Consider the following 17,037-nt stretch of genomic DNA (forward strand, 5'->3'; position numbering starts at 1 on the left):
TCTCCTCCAGGCTGTCTCGATGAGGCTTCACGCCAAATTGATAGCTTATAAGCTATAATCCCGCGCTTTGGCCGACCCTCGCCGACCGTGCAGGGCACACATTTTTGCGGGCGCTCGGCGCCTGCATGCAGACTAAAGAGGCTAGACCCTAGTGGCATTGACGATCCTGGGCCTGTCCGGCGCCCTTAGCCATGACCCTTCCGCTGCCTTGTACATCGACGGCAAGCTGATTGCCGCGGCGGAAGAAGAGCGCTTCGTCCGCGACAAGCACGCAAAGAACCGCATGCCTTACGAGTCGGCGAAGTTCTGTCTGGAGCAGGCCGGCATCAAGCCTTCCGACGTTGACGTGGTGGCGATTCCCTTCGCGCCGATCAGCCTGTTCGGCAAGGCTCGCTGGCACTATGCCAAGCGTTACTGGTACGCCCCGGACCGCGCGCTCGACGCACTGTTGATGGGCAACCGCCGCTACAAGCGCTACCGCAGCAAGATCGTCTGGTGCCTGGAGCAACTGGGCTTCGACACCAAGAAGGTGAAGATCGAGCCGGTCGAGCACCACCTGGCCCACGCCGCCAGTGCCTACCATTGCTCGGGTTTCAAGGAAAAGACCGCGATCCTCGGCATCGACGGCAAGGGCGAATACGCCACTACCTTCTTCGGCTACGGCGAGAACGGCAGGATCCACAAGATCAAGGAGTTCTACGACCCGGACTCCCTGGGTGGCCTGTATGGTGCGATCACCGAGTTCCTCGGCTTCGAAATGCTCGACGGCGAGTTCAAGGTCATGGGCATGGCGCCATACGGCGACGCCAGCAAGTACGACTTCTCGCGCCTGGCGAGCTTCGAGAACGGCGAGCTGGTGATCAACACCGAACTGGCCAACGTCATCGGCCTGCGTCGCTATAAGGAGAAGGGCAAGGGCTTCTACTTCTCGCCCAAACTCATCGAGTGGCTGGGTCCCAAGCGTGAAGGTGACGTGGCCGACGAGCCATACATCCATTACGCTGCCAGCATGCAGGCACTGTTCGAGAAGCTGGCCTTGCAGATGATGGACCACTACCTGGGCGACATCCTCAAGGAAACCGGCAAGATCGCCTTCGCCGGCGGCTGCGCGCTGAACGTCAAGCTCAACCAGAAGATCATCGCCCGTCCCGAGGTCAAGGAACTGTTCGTGCAGCCGGCCTCCGGCGACGCCGGTACTGCCGTCGGTGCGGCGGCCTACGTGTCGCACGCCCGTGGCGTGCCGGTCGAGAAGATGGAACACGTCTACCTCGGCCCTGCGTACAGCAACGAAGACGTGATCGCCGCCTGCGCGCGCCATCCGCATGCGCCGCAGTGGCGCAAGATCGACGACATGCCCGAGCGCATCGCGCGGATCATGGTCGACGGCAATCCGGTGGCCTGGTTCCAGGGCCGCATGGAATTCGGCCCACGGGCCCTGGGCGGTCGCTCGATCATCGGCTGCCCGAGCGTGCCGGGCGTGGCCGACCGCATCAACGAACAGATCAAGTTCCGTGAGCGCTGGAGACCCTTCTGCCCATCGATGCTCGACACCGTCGGCCCACAGATGATAAAGGTCGACCATCCGGCGCCGTTCATGACCTTCACCTTCGAGGTCGCCGAGGAGTGGAAGACCCGCGTGCCGGAAGTCGTCCACGAAGACGGCACGTCCCGTGCCCAGGTGCTCAAGCGCGAGTACAACCCGCGCTACTACGACATGATGAAGGCGCTGGAAAACCTCACCGGCAACGGCGTGTCGCTGAACACCTCGCTGAACCGCCGTGGCGAGCCGATGATCTGCTCGCCGACCGACGCGCTGAACATGTTCTACGGCTCTGACCTGCAATACCTGATCATGGAAGACATCCTGGTCGTCAAAGACGGTGTGGACCCGTATGAGCCACGTGGCTGAGCGGCACGTCCTGCAGTTCTGCCACGGCTATGACGGGCCGTTCCTGGACTGCGCACGCCAGTACGCCAGCCTGTTCGCCGGCCAGGGCTACCGGGTGACCACGGTGTTCCTCACCGGCGAGCACGACCCGGACGTGATCGCTGACTGCGGCTCGGACGAAGTGTTGTTCATGGAGTACAGCTCCAGCGCCATTCGTGGCCTGAAGCTGGGCGCCATCGCTGCCTTGCGCAAGATCGCCGCCAGCCGGTCGTTCGAGTTCTGCATCGCGCACCGTTTCAAGCCGGTGTACATCGCCCTGCTGGCCACCCGCCTGCCGGTGATCGGCGTGCACCATGCCTTCGGCGACTACCAGCGCGGCAGCCGCCGGCTGTTCGCCAACCTGTTCCGCCAGCGCCTGAGCCTGCTCGGGGTGTCCGACGCGGTGCGCGACGACATGCGCAGGAGCCTGCCCAAGTGGCCGGCCGAGCGTATCGAGACGCTGTACAACCGTATCGATGTCGAGCAGCTGCAGGGCAGCCAGTTCAGTGCCGAAGACGCGCGCCGCGAGCTGCAACTGCCCGCCGATGCCTGGCTGGTCGGTAACGTGGGGCGCCTGCACCCGGACAAGGACCAGGCGACCTTGTTGCGTGGCTTCGCCCTGGCCCTGCCGCAGTTGCCGGCAGACAGCCGCCTGGTGATCCTCGGCAAGGGGCGCCTGGAGCAGTCGCTCAAGGACCTGGCCATGGAGCTGGGTATCGCCTCGCAGGTGCTGTTCCTCGGCCAGGTGCCCGAGGCACGGCGCTACTTCAAGGCGTTCGACCTGTTCGCCCTCAGCTCCGATCACGAGCCGTTCGGCATGGTGCTGCTGGAGGCCATGGTCGCCGGGGTGCCGGTGCTGGCCACCGCCTGCGGTGGCGCCAAGGAGGTGGTGGAAGGCGTCGGCGTGCTGTTCCCGCTCGGTGATGCCGAGCACCTGGCCCAGGCCCTGGTGCACCTGTCGAGGCTCGACGAGGCGCAGCGTCAGGACTGTGCCGAACAGATGCTGGCGCGCCTGCGCGAACGCTTCTCCGATCATGCGGTGCGCAAGGTGTTCTGGCACCTGCCGCAGGTCAGCCGTCTGGTCGCGGGGTCCTGATGCTCAACCTGTTTCAGGGCTGGCGCGAACGCGGCTGGTCGCTCAGCGATGCACACACCTACCGACAAGCCTGGGAACGCCATGGCGGCAGCGTGGCCACTCACCCCGACGTGGTGGCGCGGCTTTCCGAACTGGCCGGCATTCCGGTGCGCTACCTGAGCTGGGAGCAGGGCGGCCAGCTGCAGGGCGCCATTGCGACCTGGGGCCGTTGCCTGGCCCTGGACAAGAACGAACTCAAGCGGCGCGGCAGCAAAGGCTTGTTCGACCTCGGCAACGCCGAAATCATCCTGCCCCTGGCCGAAGGTGCCGAGGCCGCCGTGCGCCACACCGGACGCTACCTGTCGACGCTCAACCAGGGGCGGGTGGCGACCCTCAAGCCCCAGGCCGAGTCGCTGGCCATGGCCCGCGAGCCCGAAGACCTGTCCAAGAAATTCCGCTACAACCAGCGTCGTGAACTGCGTCTGCTCGAAGAGGCCGGTGGCACGGTGCATGCGGTCAGCGAGTTCGACAGCGCCACCCTGGCGCGCATGTACTGCGAGCTGTTCGAGCGGCGCTGGGGCTTCGCGGCCACCGGTGCCGAGCGCATGGCCGAGGTGCTTGGCCTGTTGCGTGACTGGCTGATCGGCTCGGTGCTGTTCCTCGAAGGCCGTCCGATTGCCATTCAGCTGATCTACAGGGTCGAAGCGCCAGACTGGGTCAGCGTCGAGTACGTCAACGGTGGCGTAGACCCCGACACCAAGGCCTTCAGCCCTGGCAGCGTATTGAGCTTCATCAACACCCAGAGCGCCTGGGAAAGCGCCCGGGCCCTGAACAAACCGTTGCGCTTCTCGTTCGGCCGTGCCGACCGCGAGTACAAGGAACGTTGGTGCAACCCCGTACCGGTATTCCAGGTTTGAGCCGCAAGCAGCAGTTACTCCGGCGCCATCGGCGCAACAAGCGCATTGGCCTGCTGGTCGGCCTGCTCATGCTGCTCGCCTGTGGCGCGTGGCTGGGCTGGTGGCTGGTGCCGCTGCTGGCGCTGCTGGCCTGGGTCGCCCATGAAGCCTGGTTCGCCGACCACCTGTTCTACGCCCCCGGCGAAGATTACCAATACCGCTTCAGCGTCGAGGCCGAAGTGCCGGGGGTGCGCCTGCACGGCGAGCGCCTGGCGGTCACGCTGCCGCAGCCGCTGCAGGGGGATGAAACGCTGATCCTGGCCGTGACGCTGCGCAGCCGCTGGTTGGGACGCTTTTTCGATCCGCAGGTGCAGCTGTCGGCTGGCGATGAAACCGATGTGCAGGCGTTCGAGCGCAGCGTCAATGGCCTGCGTTACCTGAATCTCACCGGGCTGGGCGGTGCGCTGGGCGAAGGTCGCCTGCAATTGCGCGGGCGCTTCTGTCGGCTGGTCGGCGAGCCGCGCCTGTGGGTGTTCGGCGCCAGTGATGCACGACGCCAGCGGGTGATGGTCATCGCCCCGCATGCCGACGACGCTGAACTGGCAGCCTACGGCCTGTACAGTCAAGCCGACGAAGCCTGGATCGTCACCCTCACCGCCGGGGAAATCGAAGCCGAGCACTATCAGCGCATGGGCATGAGCCGCGCTGACGCGGCGCGCCTCAAAGGCCGCCTGCGCGCCTGGGACAGCATTGCCGTGCCGCGCTGGGCCGGTGTGCCCGAGCAGCGCTGCGTGCAACTGGGCTACTTCTGTTTGCAATTGCCGGCCATGCAGGCCGAGCCTGACCGGGCGGTTGCCTCGCGCGAAGCCGAGCTGGACGATACCCGGCTGTTCCGCCAGTTCAATGCCCTGGCGCTGCCGGGTGATGACGGCGTACCGAGCTGGAACAACCTGCTGGCCGACCTGCGCGCCCTGATCAGCGCGGCGCGCCCGGAGGTGCTGGTGATGCCCGACCCGCTCATCGACCCGCATCCCGACCATATCTGTGCCCAGGCTGCCGTGCGCGAGGCCTTGCAGGGCCTGGACTGGCAGCCTCGCACCATCCTTTGTTATGCCAACCACCTGCACGACAACGACCGTTGGCCGATGGGCGATGCGCATACCGGTGTGAGCCTGCCGCCGGTCTTCGAGGCCGAGCCGCTGCGCGTGCCCTACAGCCTGGTGCTGCCTGCCGAGGTGCGCCGCGACAAGGCCATGGCGCTGGGCATGATGCACGACCTGCAGCCGCCCATGCCGTTCAAGCGCCGCCTGCGTCGTGCCCTGCAAAAGAGGCTGGCCGGACGGCGTTGGCCGGCCGAGGGCGAGAACGAGTTTTTCCGCAAGGCTGTACGTCGACACGAGTTGTTCTGGCGCAGCGATATCTGATTCAGCTTGAGCAGGCAGCAGTACTGCAAGGAAACCGATGAAAGTCCTATTTCTGGTCCAGAAAGAACAACGCGCCATCCTCGACCGCCTGTACGACGGTGTCGCCGCGCATTGCGATTGCGAGTTGCGCTGGCTGAGTTCCGAAGAGCAGCGCGACCTGCGTGGCTACTTCCGCCGCGAGGTGGATGTCAGCCAGTACGACCGGATCCTGTTCTTCCTGCGCTTCAAGCAGGAGGTGCGCCAGGTGGCGTTCATCCGCAGCCTGCCGAATCTGGTGATCCTCGAGCACGACGCCTACCAGAACTACATCCCGTGCAAGTACACCGGCAAGTTCAGCGCCCATTACCGGCAACTGCCGTGGGCGCGGGTGATCAGCTCGGGCTTCATGGTCACCGAGCGCCTGCGCCAGGAAGGCTTCGATGCGGTGTTCGTGCCCAAAGGCTACGACCAGACCCTGCTGCACGGCCAGGGCCGTGAGCGCGACATCGAGCTGGCGTTCGTCGGCAGCACCCGCAGCGTGGCCTACAGCGGCCGCAAGGCGTTTCTCGATGAGCTGGCCCAGGTCGAGCCCTTGCTGGTCACCCGCACCAAATCCGGCGAAGAGTACTGCGATACCCTCAACCGTATCCGCTTCTTCGTCAGTGCCGACGTGGGCATGGGCGAATACATGATCAAGAACTTCGAGGCCATGGCCTGCGGTTGCGTGCTGTTCGCCTACGACCAGGGCGCCGAGGAGAACCGCGCCCTGGGCTTCGAAGACATGCACAACATCGTGCTGTACCGCGACATCGACGAGTTGCGCGGCAAGCTGCAGCAGTTGCGTGAAGACCCGGCCAAGGCCGTGGAAATCTCGCGAAACGGGCAGACTTTGGCCGAGCAACGCTATACATTCCACGCCCTTGGCAAAGCCATCGTGGACGCCATGCAGGCGCCGCTGCGGCCACGCCCGGTGCCCGGCCTGCTGGACCGTGTCCGTGCCTGGCTCGGCGTGTAATGCCTCCGAACCTACAATAATTGGGAACCCAAGATGGTATTCAGCGAAAACAGCGATATCACGCTGGTCGTCACCAGCTGTGGCCGTTTCGACCTGTTGAAGCGCACCCTGGAAACCTTCGACCGTTTCAATACAGCGCCCATCCGTCATGTGCTGATCACCGAGGATTCCGGTGACGAGCAGGTCAGGGCCTGCATTCCCGAACACTGGCGCGCGCACACTCGGTTCATCGTCAACAACCCCAAGCTCGGCCAGATGCGCTCGGTGGATGCCGCCTACGCGCTGATCGAAACCGAATGGGTGTTCCATTGCGAAGACGACTGGGACTTCTACCGTCCCGGCTTCATCGAAGAGTCCATGACCCTGCTGGTCAACGACCCGCAGGCTTTACAGGTGTGGCTGCGCAGCTTCAACCACGACCTGATGGTGCACAGTCCCTATGTGTTCCTGCACGAGCGCGAGGTGCTGCAGGGCATCCCGTTCTACAAGCTCGGTTCGCACAAGGAAGAGTGGCAGGGGTTCTCCTTCAACCCCGGCCTGCGCCGGCTCAAGGACTACCAGCAGCATGCGCCCTACGCCGATCACGGCGGCGAAAAGAAACTTTCGCGGGTCTATGCTGACGAAAATCGCTACGCCCTGATCCTGGAAAACGACGCGGTATTGCACACCGGCTTCGGCAGTCATGTGGTGGTTCCCCAGGAGCGCCTGGATAAACAACGCCGCAAGCGCCGCGAACGGGTCAAGCTGCTCGCCACGCTGGTTGCGGGCCTGCTAATAGGTTGGTTACTCACTCATGTCGCTTGAAGCTGCCCGCGTTCCGTTCAGCAAACTCCAGCTTTACTTCGGCTCCGTGCTGTCGGCTTTTCTGCTGAGCTTCCTGCTGTACGACTCGGCCAAGTTCACCAACAACCTGTTCTACGCCTGCATGGCGCTGCCGGGGCTGTTCTTCCTGCTCAAAAGCAAGGGCGGCGGGGTGTTCAGCCAGCCGCTGGGACGTGTCTGGGCCGTTTTCATGCTGTGGTTCCTGGTGCCGGCGGTGTACGCCGGTGACTTCCAGTTCTACAAGCACATCGCCTACGTCAGTCTGTTCGTGTTCATCATTGCCGCGCTGGTGCCGGTGCGCCTGTTCAACGGCGGGCTGTTCGTGCGCGGCCTGTTCTGGGCGGTGTGCCTGTATCTCTACGCCAGCAGCCTGCACAGCTGGATGACCGGCCAGTTCGTCTTCGGCCAGCGCGTCGCGATCCTGCCGGGGCGGCTGAGCAACGTCATCTATGCCAGTGCCCTGCTGGTCTGTGCCCTGGCTCTGGCCCTGCCGCTGTGGGTTCGCCAGCGGCGCTGGATCGAAGCCTTTTGCGCGGTGCTGCTGACCCTGCTGGCCGCCGCCGTAGTGGTGCAAACCCGCACCGCGCTGGTGGGGATCGCCGTGGTGTTCGGCCTGTGGGCGCTGTGGATTCTCTACCGTTATCCACGCCGTGGCAGTCTGGCGCTGGCAGGCTCAGTGCTGGTGGTCGTCACCGTCGTCTGGCTGTGCTGGGAAGACCAGTGGGTGCGCCTGCTGTTCGTGCGCGGCGACTCGTTCCGCATCGAGCTGTTCGAGATCATGACCGACGAGTGGCGGCATTGCGGCTGGCTGCTGGGCTGTGGCGTGGACTTCCAGACCACCCGGACGCTGACCGGTGGCATTCCGATCCAGCACCCGCACAACGTCTTCGTGGCCATGGGCCTGTACTTCGGGGCGGTGTCGCTGGTGCTGTTCGTCGCGGTGATGGGCCTGACCCTCTGGCAGGCCTGGCGCCAGCGCGACCCGTGGGGCTGCTACCTGCTGTGCGCGCTGGTGATGCTCAACTTCGATGGCAGCAAGCTGATCGGCAACCCCGACGAGTTGTGGCTGCTGATCCTGCTGCCGGCGGCGATGATCCTGGCGCGCAAGGTACAGAAGAATGCTGGCATCGCGCCTGGCCGCGAAGCGCTGCCCGGCTGAGGGCGATACTGATCAGGCAATGGCCTGTTGCAGCTCCGCTTCGCTGCACAGGTCCTGGGCCTGCAGGTAGGCCTGGACGAACACCGGGTTGCCGTCGCCCAGCAGCCACTGGCGGTCTTGCGAATAACGCAGCATGTGCTTGAAGTTGCGCAGGCGCAGCGACTTGCGCAGCGGCTGGCGGAAGGTCTTCATGTCGGCGATGTCGATCAGCCCCAGCTCGCCCTCGGGCGTGAGCACCACGTTGCCCAGGTGCGCCGAGCGAAAATAGATGCCTTTGCCATGCAGTTCGGCGATGAAACGCCCGAGGCTGCCGCGCAGCTCGTCGTCACTGGCGGCGCTGTCCAGCAGCTGGCGCAGCGTACGACCGGGCAGCGGGTCGTAGTGCACCGCGTCACGCTGGATCGCCGCCACGCGGAACACGCTGCGCACCTGCGGGCAGGGGATGGCGCGCTGGGCGAGGGTCTGGCAGTTGTCAGCGAAGCGGGTGGCGTAGGGGTACCAGGCAGCGGAGCTGATCAGGCGTTTGCGGCGGAACAGCTTGAGCATCGAGCCGTCGGCCAGGCGCAGCACCTTGTCGCCCGTGCCATCGGCCTCCAGGACTTCGGCGTCCTGGACCAGGTCAAGGTAGCGGGCATGGTCAAGCGCTTGCATCGATACTCCGGGTTCTGCGCCCGATAAAGGGCTGAAAGCCGGGTATGTTAACCCAGGCTGGCGGAAAACGGCTGCCTTGCGCGGCACGGCGTCGCGAACAGGCTCTGCCAGGGCGCTTCGCTGCACGGCCTCGCCCAGCCTTTTTTGTGGGCAACCACCAGCTGTCGTTCAGCCGGGCGCAATCAGTCGGTAAAAAGCCTTGTGATACAATCCGGCCTCTTTTTGACTCGACGGATTCCCATGTCAGCCAATGAATCGTCCGCGCCGTCCAGCGTGAAGATCTACCTGCGCCTGTTGTCCTACGTGCGTCCGTATGTGGGCATTTTTTTGCTCAGCATCGTCGGTTTCGTGATCTTCGCCTCTACCCAGCCCATGCTGGCCGGCATTCTCAAGTATTTCGTCGACGGCCTGACCAACCCTGAAGCCGTGCTGTTCCCCAATGTGCCCTGGCTCAAGGACCTGCAGCTGTTGCAGGCCGTGCCGTTGCTGATCGTATTGATCGCCGCGTGGCAGGGCCTGGGTTCGTTCCTGGGCAACTATTTTCTGGCCAAGGTCTCGTTGGGGCTGGTGCACGACCTGCGCGTCGAGCTGTTCAACAAGCTGATGGTGCTGCCCAACCGCTACTTCGATACGCACAACTCCGGGCACCTGATCTCGCGCATCACCTTCAACGTGACCATGGTCACCGGCGCCGCCACCGATGCCATCAAGGTGGTGATCCGCGAAGGCCTGACCGTGGTGTTCCTGTTCATCTACCTGCTGTGGATGAACTGGAAGCTGACCCTGGTGATGCTCGCCATCCTGCCGCTGATCGCGGTGATGGTCGGCAGTGCCAGCAAGAAATTCCGCAAGCAGAGCAAGAAGATCCAGGTGGCGATGGGCGATGTCACCCACGTGGCTTCGGAAACCATCCAGGGTTACCGGGTGGTGCGCAGCTTCGGCGGCGAAAAGTACGAGATGGAGCGCTTCGCCAAGGCCAGCGACAGCAACACCGAGAAACAGCTGCGCATGACCAAGACCGGCGCGGTCTACACCCCCATGCTGCAACTGGTGATCTATACCGCCATGGCGGTACTGATGTTCCTGGTGCTTTTCCTGCGTGGCGAGGCCACCGCCGGTGACCTGGTGGCCTACATCACCGCCGCCGGTCTGCTGCCCAAGCCGATCCGCCAGCTGTCCGAAGTCAGCTCGACCATCCAGAAAGGCGTGGCCGGTGCGGAAAGCATCTTCGAACAGCTCGACGTGACTCCGGAAGTCGATACCGGGACCTACACGATCGAGCGTGTACAAGGTCGCCTGGAGGTACAGAACCTCAGCTTCACCTACCCGGAAACCGACCGCCTGGTGCTCGACGACATCAGCTTTACCGCCGAGCCCGGCCAGATGGTCGCCCTGGTTGGCCGTTCCGGCAGCGGCAAGTCGACCCTGGCCAACCTGATTCCGCGCTTCTATGCCCACGAAACCGGGCAGATTCTCCTCGATGGCGTGGACATCAACGACTATCGCCTGACCAACCTGCGCCGCCACATCGCCCAGGTGAACCAGAACGTCACCCTGTTCAACGACAGCGTGGCCAACAACATCGCCTATGGCGACCTGGCCGGCGCCCCGCGCGCCGACATCGAGGCCGCTGCCGCCGCCGCCTATGCCAAGGAGTTCATCGACCGCCTGCCGGCCGGTTTCGATACCGAGGTGGGTGAGAACGGCGTGCTGCTGTCCGGTGGCCAGCGCCAGCGCCTGGCGATTGCCCGGGCACTGCTGAAGAACGCGCCGCTGCTGATCCTCGATGAAGCCACCTCGGCGCTGGACACCGAGTCGGAGCGGCACATCCAGGCGGCGCTGGACCAAGTGATGAAGGGCCGCACCACCCTGGTGATCGCCCACCGCCTGTCGACCATCGAGAAAGCCGACCTGATCCTGGTCATGGACGGCGGCCGCATCGTCGAGCGCGGTACCCATACCCAGTTGCTGGCGCAGAACGGCTACTACGCACGCCTGCACGCCATGGGCCTGGACGAGCCGGCGCCGGTCGGCGCGGTCTGATCGCCACTGGCTTCAGCCACGCCGTGGCCGCCTGGTCGCCAAGACCGGCTCAGGGTCGTTGATCTTTTCGCGGCCCATACCACGAAAGCCCTCGGTGGCGGGCGCAGCAGCGGTCTCAAAGCTGCTCACTCAGGTTCTTCCAGAGGGCTTCGAGCTCATCCGGCGAGCCGCTCGTGCTCGTCGCTCCTGCCGCCAGAAGCTGCTCCACCAGAGCCGTCGAAGCGCCAGCGTGGCCTTCGGCGCGGTGGGTCTTGTAGTTGAAGTCCAGGTCGATCCAGTGCTGCAGGCGCGGCGCATAGTCAGCCGGGTACTGAGCCTGTTCGACAGCTGGCAGGCCCTTGTAGTGGTCGAGCACCTCGCCAAAGAACTTGGTCAGCTTGCCAGTGCTGTTGTATTCGTTCATGGCCTTGGCGACGGCGATGCGTCGCCAGGCATACTCGCGCTCACTGTCGACTTTAAGCGCGGCGCGCCGTTCGTTGACGGTGAAGGCGCCGCTGTCGTCGTAGATGATCAGGGTCAGCTGATCGTCGGGCAGCGACTGAAAGGGGTTGCTGGCACCGGCATTGCCGCTGACCGCTTCGCTGGCCTGGCGGGCCAGGGCCAGGCGCTCGGGGTCGTCGGATTCCGGCTTCTCGTTGGCGTAGTTGGCCTTGTTGATTTCCCAGGATGCGCCGCCGATCTGCGCCAGGCGGCTGCTGGCCCAGGCGCCGAGGCTCTGGCGGTCCATGCTTGCATACCGCGCATCGGCGCGCTGGGCGGCCTCGGCCAGTTGCCTGCCCAGCGCCGTGAGGCTGCTGGTTGCGGTTGACGAGACGCGATTGCCGGCGCCGGTCTGGTTGCCTGCAGTGCTGATCGCTGAGGTGGCAGTAGCCTGGGAGCGCAGCTGAAGGGTGACCGAGTGGATGCCGATCATGATTTCTCCTTGAAGTCTGGTGGGTCCTTTGCCTTTTTAACGGCCGCAGTCATCAATTGTTGAGGGTCTTCGGCGCAGCCATCGCGTGGCCGCCAGGGTCATCCATCCGTGCCGACGGCATACGTCGGCTAACCAGCCTTGGCGGGTCAGCCCCCTGTGCTAAGATTCGCCCCCTGTTCCGTTCTGCCAAGAGTCGCTCCTATGAAGTTATCCATGCCGCGTTTCGATCAAGCGCCTGTCCTGGTGGTGGGCGATGTCATGCTCGACCGTTACTGGCATGGTGGCACCTCGCGCATCTCTCCCGAGGCGCCTGTGCCAGTGGTCAAGGTCGACCAGATCGAGGACCGTCCCGGCGGTGCAGCCAACGTGGCACTGAACATCGCCGCGCTGGGCGCCCCGGCGTCGCTGGTCGGGGTCACCGGCGAGGACGAAGCCGCCGACAGCCTGGCCAACAGCCTCAAGGCGGCTGGCGTGCAGGCGCGTTTCCAGCGCATTGCGCACCAGCCGACCATCGTCAAGCTGCGGGTCATGAGCCGCCACCAGCAGCTGCTGCGCATCGATTTCGAAGAACCCTTCGCCACCGATGCCCTGGCCCTGAGTGTCGAGGTCGACAACCTGCTCGATGGTGTCAAGGTGCTGGTGCTGTCCGACTACGGCAAGGGCGCGCTGAAGAACCATCAGGTGCTGATCAAGGCCGCCCGTGAGCGCGGTATCGCCGTGCTGGCCGACCCCAAGGGCAAGGACTTTTCCATCTACCGTGGTGCCAGCGTGATCACGCCTAACCTCAGCGAGTTCGAAGCCATCGTCGGCCATTGCCGCGACGAGAACGAGCTGGTGGCCAAGGGCGGGCAACTGATGCGCGAGCTGGACCTGGGCGCGTTGCTGGTGACCCGTGGCGAACACGGCATGACCCTGCTGCGTGCCGAGCACCCGGCGCTGCATCTGCCGGCCCGTGCCCGTGAGGTGTTCGACGTGACCGGCGCCGGCGATACGGTGATTTCCACCCTGGCCGCCGCCCTGGCCGCCGGTGAAGAGCTGCCGCATGCGGTCGGGCTGGCCAACCTGGCCGCCAGCATCGTGGTCGGCAAGCTGGGTACCGCCGCCATCAGCGCGCCCGAGCTGCGCCGCGCCATCCAGCGTGAAGAGGGCACCGAGCGTGGCGTACTGGGGCTGGAGCAACTGCTGCTGGCGGTCGAGGATGCCCGCGCGCACAACGAGAAGATCGTCTTTACCAACGGCTGCTTCGACATCCTCCATGCGGGTCACGTGACCTATCTGGAGCAGGCCCGCGCCCAAGGTGATCGACTGATCGTGGCGATCAACGACGACGCCTCGGTGAGCCGCCTGAAAGGCCCCGGTCGGCCGATCAACAGCGTCGACCGGCGCATGGCCGTGCTGGCCGGCCTGGGCGCGGTGGACTGGGTGATCAGCTTCCCCGAGGGCACGCCAGAGAACCTGCTCAGCCACATCAAGCCCGACGTGCTGGTCAAGGGCGGCGACTACAGTGTCGACCAGGTGGTGGGTGCCGATATCGTCCGCGCCAACGGCGGTGAGGTGAAAGTGCTGGGCCTGGTGGAAAACAGCTCGACCACGGCGATCGTCGAGAAGATCCGCCAACAGTGATCAGCGTCTGTCGGCGCCGGGCTGCGGACTTTCCGTAGCCCGGCGCCGGGTCATTTCTGCAACCGTGAACGCGCGCGCTGCACCAGCTCGCGGGCCTTGCCGGTGAGGCGGGTCAGGCCGCTCTTCTTTGGCGGCGGGGTCATGCCTTGCTGGCGCAGCCAGTCCTTCCAGCGAATCCGCTCCTCGCTCACCACCCAGCCGTTCTGCCGGGCGAAGCTTTCTGCCAGGTACAACCCGCGGGTGTTGACCGCACACAGCTGGTCGCGACGCAGGGTGTACAGCTCTGGCAGTGGCTCACCGTTCTCCAGCGGCATCAGGTACAGGTCGGGCTTGCTGCGGTTCAGGCGCGCGACCAGGTGCTGATCTTCCAGGCTTTCATCGACATGGAACAGGCTCACCGGCCGCGCTTCACGGGGGATCTCCAGGCGCAGGTCGTAGATCAGCTGCAGCGAGGCCGTGGGCAGGTGCACATAGGCGCGGGGGCGTTCCAGCAGGGCCAGGTTGCCACAGCGCACCGGACGCGCCGCACCGGACAGCGGGCTGAGCAGGAACGGCATGGCTTCGCGGTAATGCAGCGCGGCGGCGTAGGGCGCCGGCAGCCAGGTGTCCTGGTAACGACCGCTGAGCCAGCCCTGCGGCGTTTCGATCAGGCATTCCTCGGCGACTTCCTGAATCGCCGTATGCAGCGGCAGGTTCAGCTCGTGGGCCGGCACGTAGCCGGAAATCAGCTTGAGCACCACGTCGCCGCGGTCCTTGCGCTTCTGGCGTACCAGCACCCAGTAGTCGCGGTTCTGCCAGCTGAGGGTCAGGCGCACCGAGACGCCCAGGTTGGCCAGTTCCAGGGCGAAGCGTTCGGTGTCCGGCACCTCGACCTTGCGGCGCCGCTGCAGGGTCTGGGTGAAGTTGAGCGGCATGCCGATGCTTTCATAGCTCAAGCCCTCGGGGGTCGCTTCTACATAAAGCGACAGGGTCTTGAAGTTGGAGGGGTTCTTCCTGATCAGGGTTCGCGGCATATCGGCTCCTTCTCGCGTTGGGGTCGGCCGCCTGCAATCAGCGGCGAATGGCCGCTGCGGCGCTGGCCACGTTGTGCGCCAGATGCACCGGGTTGATGGTCCCGACGATGGCACTGGCGACTCCGGGGTGCCCAAACAATAGTTCAAAACTGGCGCGCACCGGGTCTACGCCGGGCTCCAGACAGATATGACCGCTGGCCAGGGCCTTTTTCACCAGAATCGCCTTGCCCAGTGCCGCCGCCTCGTCCAGCACCGGTTTTTCGCCCTGCTCGTTGAGGTTGTAGGTGACCATCGCGCAGTCACCTTCACGCAGCGCCAGCAGACCGCCTTCGACGGTCTTGCCGGAAAAGCCATAGCTGCGGATCTTGCCCTCGCGCTTGAGCGCGGCGAGGGTCGGGTAGACCTCGCTGTCGTTGAGGATCGCCAGGTCGTTGCCGTCGGAATGCACCAGCACCATGTCGATGAAGTCGGTGTGCAGGCGCTTCAGGCTGCGCTCCACCGACATCCGCGTATGGGCGGCGCTGAAGTCGTGATGCGACAGGCCGTTGTCGAACTCTTCGCCGACCTTGCTGACGATCACCCAGTCATGGCGCTGGCCGCGCAATAGTGGGCCGAGGCGCTCTTCGCTGATGCCGTAGGCCGGGGCGGTGTCGAGCAGGTTGATGCCCAGCTCGCGGGCCTGGCGCAGCAGGGCGGCGGCCTGCTGGTCATCGGGAATGCTGAAGCCGCTGGGGTACTTGACCCCTTGGTCGCGGCCCAGCTTGACGGTCCCCAGGCCCAGCGGCGAGACGCTCAGGCCGGTTGTGCCCAGCGGGCGGTGCAGCTCGTGCAGGGTTGGCAGGCTCATGGCAGCAGTTGGTCCCAGACAGGTGTGGCCACGGGGGGCTTGGGCAGGTCGGCGGGCAGTGCAGCGTGGGTCGGCAGTACGCCGTCCCTGGCCAGCGCGGCGATGACCCGGTCGGCGAAATCCGGCGCCAGGGCCAGCTTGGTCGGCCAGCCGACCAGCAGCGGGCCCTGCACATCGAGGAAGGCGTTGTCCGGGCGCACCAGGCCGGATTGCTCGGGCTCGGCACGGTCGACCCGCAGGGTTGCCCATTGCGCCTGCTCCAGGTCGACCCAGGGCAGCAGGTTGTGCAGTTCCTGGCGTGCGGCGGCGATCTGCGCCGCCGGTTCGCGGGCCACACCGTCGGCCTCGGCGATGTCGCCACCCAGGTACCAGACGTTCTGGCCGTCGGCGGCCGGGTGGGTGGTGACGGTGATGCGCGGCTTGGGGCCACCGCCCAGGCAGTGGGCGAACAGCGGCTTCAGGCTCGGCCCCTTGACCAGCACCATGTGCAGCGGGCGGCGCTGCATCTTCGGTTGGGCGATACCGAGGGCCTGCAGCAGGTCGGCGGTGCCGGCACCGGCGCTGACCACTACGCGCTGGGCGCGAATTTCCCGCTCATCGACGCGCAGGCCGGCCAACTGGCCATTCTCCAGCAGCGGCTCGATGCGCTGGCCGGCCAGCAGGCTGTCACCGGCCAGTTGCGCCAGGCGCTGGATGAGGCTCGGTACGTCGACCACCAGCTCGGCCAGGCGGTAGACCTTGCCTTTGAATTTGGGGTGTTGCAGGGCAGGGGGCAGGTCATTGCCCTTGACCTGGTCGACGCGGCCGCGCACCGCCTTGCTGGCGAAGAAGCTGGTGAGGTTGCCGGCCAGGGTGCCCGGCGACCACAGGTAATGGGCCTCGGACAGCAGGCGCACGCCGGCCAGATCGATTTCGCCCTGGCCGGCCAGCGCGTCGCGCCAGCGCCGCGGCATGTCGGCAATGGCCTCCGAAGCGCCGGTCAGCGCCCCGTGCAGAGCGTATTTGGCACCGCCATGAATGATGCCCTGGGACTTGAGGCTCTGCCCGCCGCCCAGGTTGGCGTTTTCCACCAGCACCGTGGAAAAACCCTCGCGACGCAGGCGGGCGTTGAGCCAGAGACCGGCGACACCGCCGCCCACGATCAGGACGTCGGTGGAGATAACAGATGGCATGGGCACCTCATGGCGTAAACGATGCCGGCCATTATAGGGGTAATGAGCGCGGCTGAACCGCCCATCAGTGCCCGGCGGTTTTCGAGAACAGCTGGATCACCACCACACCCAGGACAATCAGGCCCATGCCCAGCATGGCGGGCAGGTCGAGTTTCTGGCCGTAGATGAACAGCGCCGCGATGCTCACCAGGACGATGCCCATCCCCGACCAGATGGCGTAGGTCACGCCCACCGGGATGCTGCGCACGACGATGATCAGCATCCAGAAGGCGATGGCATAGCCGACGATGACCAGCAGCAAGGGCAGCGGCGTGCTCAAGCCCTTGACCGCTTTCATGGAGGTGGTGGCGATGACTTCGGCGCAGATGGCGATGGCCAGCAGGTAATAGGCATTCATGGTCGTACTCCGGTTGCGATGGGGCGATTCTAAGCCCGCCATGCATGGGGTAAAGTCATTACCCATCTGTTTTGGAGATAG

The 17,037-nt window shown here is 65.1% G+C and carries 15 protein-coding genes; 9 read left to right on the forward strand and 6 right to left on the reverse strand.

Annotated elements, in window-relative coordinates:
* The first annotated feature begins 151 nt into the window (after positions 1–151).
* Genes RRX38_RS18580 through RRX38_RS18610 form a run of 7 tightly spaced genes read left to right on the forward strand, consistent with a single transcriptional unit; the run spans position 152 to position 8,297 of the window.
* Entirely contained in the window at positions 152–1,909 is a 1,758-nt protein-coding gene (locus RRX38_RS18580) for a carbamoyltransferase (protein ID WP_315960215.1), read from the forward strand.
* Entirely contained in the window at positions 1,893–3,023 is a 1,131-nt protein-coding gene (locus RRX38_RS18585; protein WP_315960216.1) for a glycosyltransferase, read from the forward strand. Before RRX38_RS18580 ends, RRX38_RS18585 begins: the two co-directional genes overlap by 17 nt.
* Positions 3,023–3,919 carry a GNAT family N-acetyltransferase gene (locus RRX38_RS18590; protein ID WP_295477249.1) on the forward strand — a complete coding sequence of 299 codons (897 nt, stop codon included), beginning with the start codon at positions 3,023–3,025 and terminating at the stop codon, positions 3,917–3,919. Before RRX38_RS18585 ends, RRX38_RS18590 begins: the two co-directional genes overlap by 1 nt.
* Positions 3,916–5,322, forward strand: coding sequence for a PIG-L deacetylase family protein (locus RRX38_RS18595; protein WP_315962704.1), 1,407 nt, complete (start codon positions 3,916–3,918; stop codon positions 5,320–5,322). Before RRX38_RS18590 ends, RRX38_RS18595 begins: the two co-directional genes overlap by 4 nt.
* Positions 5,323–5,359: 37 nt before the next feature.
* Complete coding sequence (locus tag RRX38_RS18600) at positions 5,360–6,316, forward strand: glycosyltransferase (RefSeq protein ID WP_295477247.1); 957 nt, start codon at positions 5,360–5,362, stop codon at positions 6,314–6,316.
* Between the two features lie 33 nt (positions 6,317–6,349).
* Positions 6,350–7,120, forward strand: coding sequence for a glycosyltransferase family 2 protein (locus tag RRX38_RS18605; RefSeq protein ID WP_315960217.1), 771 nt, complete (start codon positions 6,350–6,352; stop codon positions 7,118–7,120).
* Positions 7,110–8,297 carry an O-antigen ligase domain-containing protein gene (locus RRX38_RS18610; RefSeq protein ID WP_315960218.1) on the forward strand — a complete coding sequence of 396 codons (1,188 nt, stop codon included), beginning with the start codon at positions 7,110–7,112 and terminating at the stop codon, positions 8,295–8,297. The genes RRX38_RS18605 and RRX38_RS18610 overlap by 11 nt, the downstream gene beginning before the upstream one ends.
* Before the next feature lie 12 nt (positions 8,298–8,309).
* Here the strand turns inward: RRX38_RS18610 and RRX38_RS18615 are convergent, their stop codons facing one another.
* The gene (locus RRX38_RS18615; RefSeq protein WP_315960219.1) at positions 8,310–8,948 is read right to left on the reverse strand and encodes a phosphotransferase; all 639 of its coding nucleotides are present in this window, start codon (positions 8,946–8,948) and stop codon (positions 8,310–8,312) included.
* Between the two features lie 240 nt (positions 8,949–9,188).
* On the opposite strand from RRX38_RS18615, the gene msbA reads away from it, so the two are divergent.
* A complete protein-coding gene (gene msbA, locus RRX38_RS18620; RefSeq protein WP_295477239.1) occupies positions 9,189–10,991 on the forward strand; it encodes a lipid A export permease/ATP-binding protein MsbA in 1,803 nt (600 codons plus the stop codon).
* 115 nt (positions 10,992–11,106) lie between these two features.
* Here msbA and RRX38_RS18625 read toward each other — a convergent pair whose 3' ends face one another.
* On the reverse strand, positions 11,107–11,904 hold the full coding sequence (locus RRX38_RS18625) for a hypothetical protein (protein WP_295477237.1): 798 nt from the start codon (positions 11,902–11,904) through the stop codon (positions 11,107–11,109).
* Between the two features lie 201 nt (positions 11,905–12,105).
* Here RRX38_RS18625 and hldE point away from each other — a divergent pair, with 201 nt between their 5' ends.
* Positions 12,106–13,527, forward strand: coding sequence for a bifunctional D-glycero-beta-D-manno-heptose-7-phosphate kinase/D-glycero-beta-D-manno-heptose 1-phosphate adenylyltransferase HldE (gene hldE, locus RRX38_RS18630; protein WP_295477235.1), 1,422 nt, complete (start codon positions 12,106–12,108; stop codon positions 13,525–13,527).
* Positions 13,528–13,577: 50 nt separating this feature from the next.
* On the opposite strand, the gene RRX38_RS18635 is transcribed toward hldE, so the two are convergent.
* The 4 genes from RRX38_RS18635 to RRX38_RS18650 all read right to left on the reverse strand — a co-directional run bounded on the left by RRX38_RS18635 (position 13,578) and on the right by RRX38_RS18650 (position 16,956).
* Positions 13,578–14,540: a metal ABC transporter ATPase gene (locus RRX38_RS18635; protein ID WP_315960220.1), complete on the reverse strand. Its 963-nt coding sequence runs from the start codon at positions 14,538–14,540 to the stop codon at positions 13,578–13,580.
* A 37-nt stretch (positions 14,541–14,577) separates the two neighbouring features.
* Positions 14,578–15,387, reverse strand: coding sequence for an aldo/keto reductase (locus RRX38_RS18640; protein WP_315960221.1), 810 nt, complete (start codon positions 15,385–15,387; stop codon positions 14,578–14,580).
* Entirely contained in the window at positions 15,384–16,559 is a 1,176-nt protein-coding gene (locus RRX38_RS18645; protein ID WP_315960222.1) for an NAD(P)/FAD-dependent oxidoreductase, read from the reverse strand. The genes RRX38_RS18640 and RRX38_RS18645 overlap by 4 nt, the downstream gene beginning before the upstream one ends.
* Before the next feature lie 64 nt (positions 16,560–16,623).
* The gene (locus RRX38_RS18650) at positions 16,624–16,956 is read right to left on the reverse strand and encodes a DMT family transporter (protein ID WP_295477227.1); all 333 of its coding nucleotides are present in this window, start codon (positions 16,954–16,956) and stop codon (positions 16,624–16,626) included.
* Between the last annotated feature and the right edge of the window lie 81 nt (positions 16,957–17,037).

It is taken from the genome of Pseudomonas sp. DTU_2021_1001937_2_SI_NGA_ILE_001 (assembly GCF_032463525.1).
In the GTDB taxonomy this organism is placed as follows: Bacteria; Pseudomonadota; Gammaproteobacteria; order Pseudomonadales; family Pseudomonadaceae; genus Aquipseudomonas.

Bases quoted from the DNA above. Each gene is read 5' to 3' on its own strand.
- RRX38_RS18600 (WP_295477247.1), top strand. From the start codon at position 5,360: ATGAAAGTCCTATTTCTGGTCCAGAAAGAACAACGCGCCATCCTCGAC.
- hldE (WP_295477235.1), top strand. From the start codon at position 12,106: ATGAAGTTATCCATGCCGCGTTTCGATCAAGCGCCTGTCCTGGTGGTG.
- RRX38_RS18610 (WP_315960218.1), top strand. From the start codon at position 7,110: ATGTCGCTTGAAGCTGCCCGCGTTCCGTTCAGCAAACTCCAGCTTTAC.
- RRX38_RS18605 (WP_315960217.1), top strand. From the start codon at position 6,350: ATGGTATTCAGCGAAAACAGCGATATCACGCTGGTCGTCACCAGCTGT.
- RRX38_RS18645 (WP_315960222.1), bottom strand. From the start codon at position 16,559: ATGCCATCTGTTATCTCCACCGACGTCCTGATCGTGGGCGGCGGTGTC.
- RRX38_RS18585 (WP_315960216.1), top strand. From the start codon at position 1,893: ATGAGCCACGTGGCTGAGCGGCACGTCCTGCAGTTCTGCCACGGCTAT.
- RRX38_RS18640 (WP_315960221.1), bottom strand. From the start codon at position 15,387: ATGAGCCTGCCAACCCTGCACGAGCTGCACCGCCCGCTGGGCACAACC.
- msbA (WP_295477239.1), top strand. From the start codon at position 9,189: ATGTCAGCCAATGAATCGTCCGCGCCGTCCAGCGTGAAGATCTACCTG.
- RRX38_RS18650 (WP_295477227.1), bottom strand. From the start codon at position 16,956: ATGAATGCCTATTACCTGCTGGCCATCGCCATCTGCGCCGAAGTCATC.
- RRX38_RS18590 (WP_295477249.1), top strand. From the start codon at position 3,023: ATGCTCAACCTGTTTCAGGGCTGGCGCGAACGCGGCTGGTCGCTCAGC.
- RRX38_RS18635 (WP_315960220.1), bottom strand. From the start codon at position 14,540: ATGCCGCGAACCCTGATCAGGAAGAACCCCTCCAACTTCAAGACCCTG.
- RRX38_RS18615 (WP_315960219.1), bottom strand. From the start codon at position 8,948: ATGCAAGCGCTTGACCATGCCCGCTACCTTGACCTGGTCCAGGACGCC.
- RRX38_RS18625 (WP_295477237.1), bottom strand. From the start codon at position 11,904: ATGATCGGCATCCACTCGGTCACCCTTCAGCTGCGCTCCCAGGCTACT.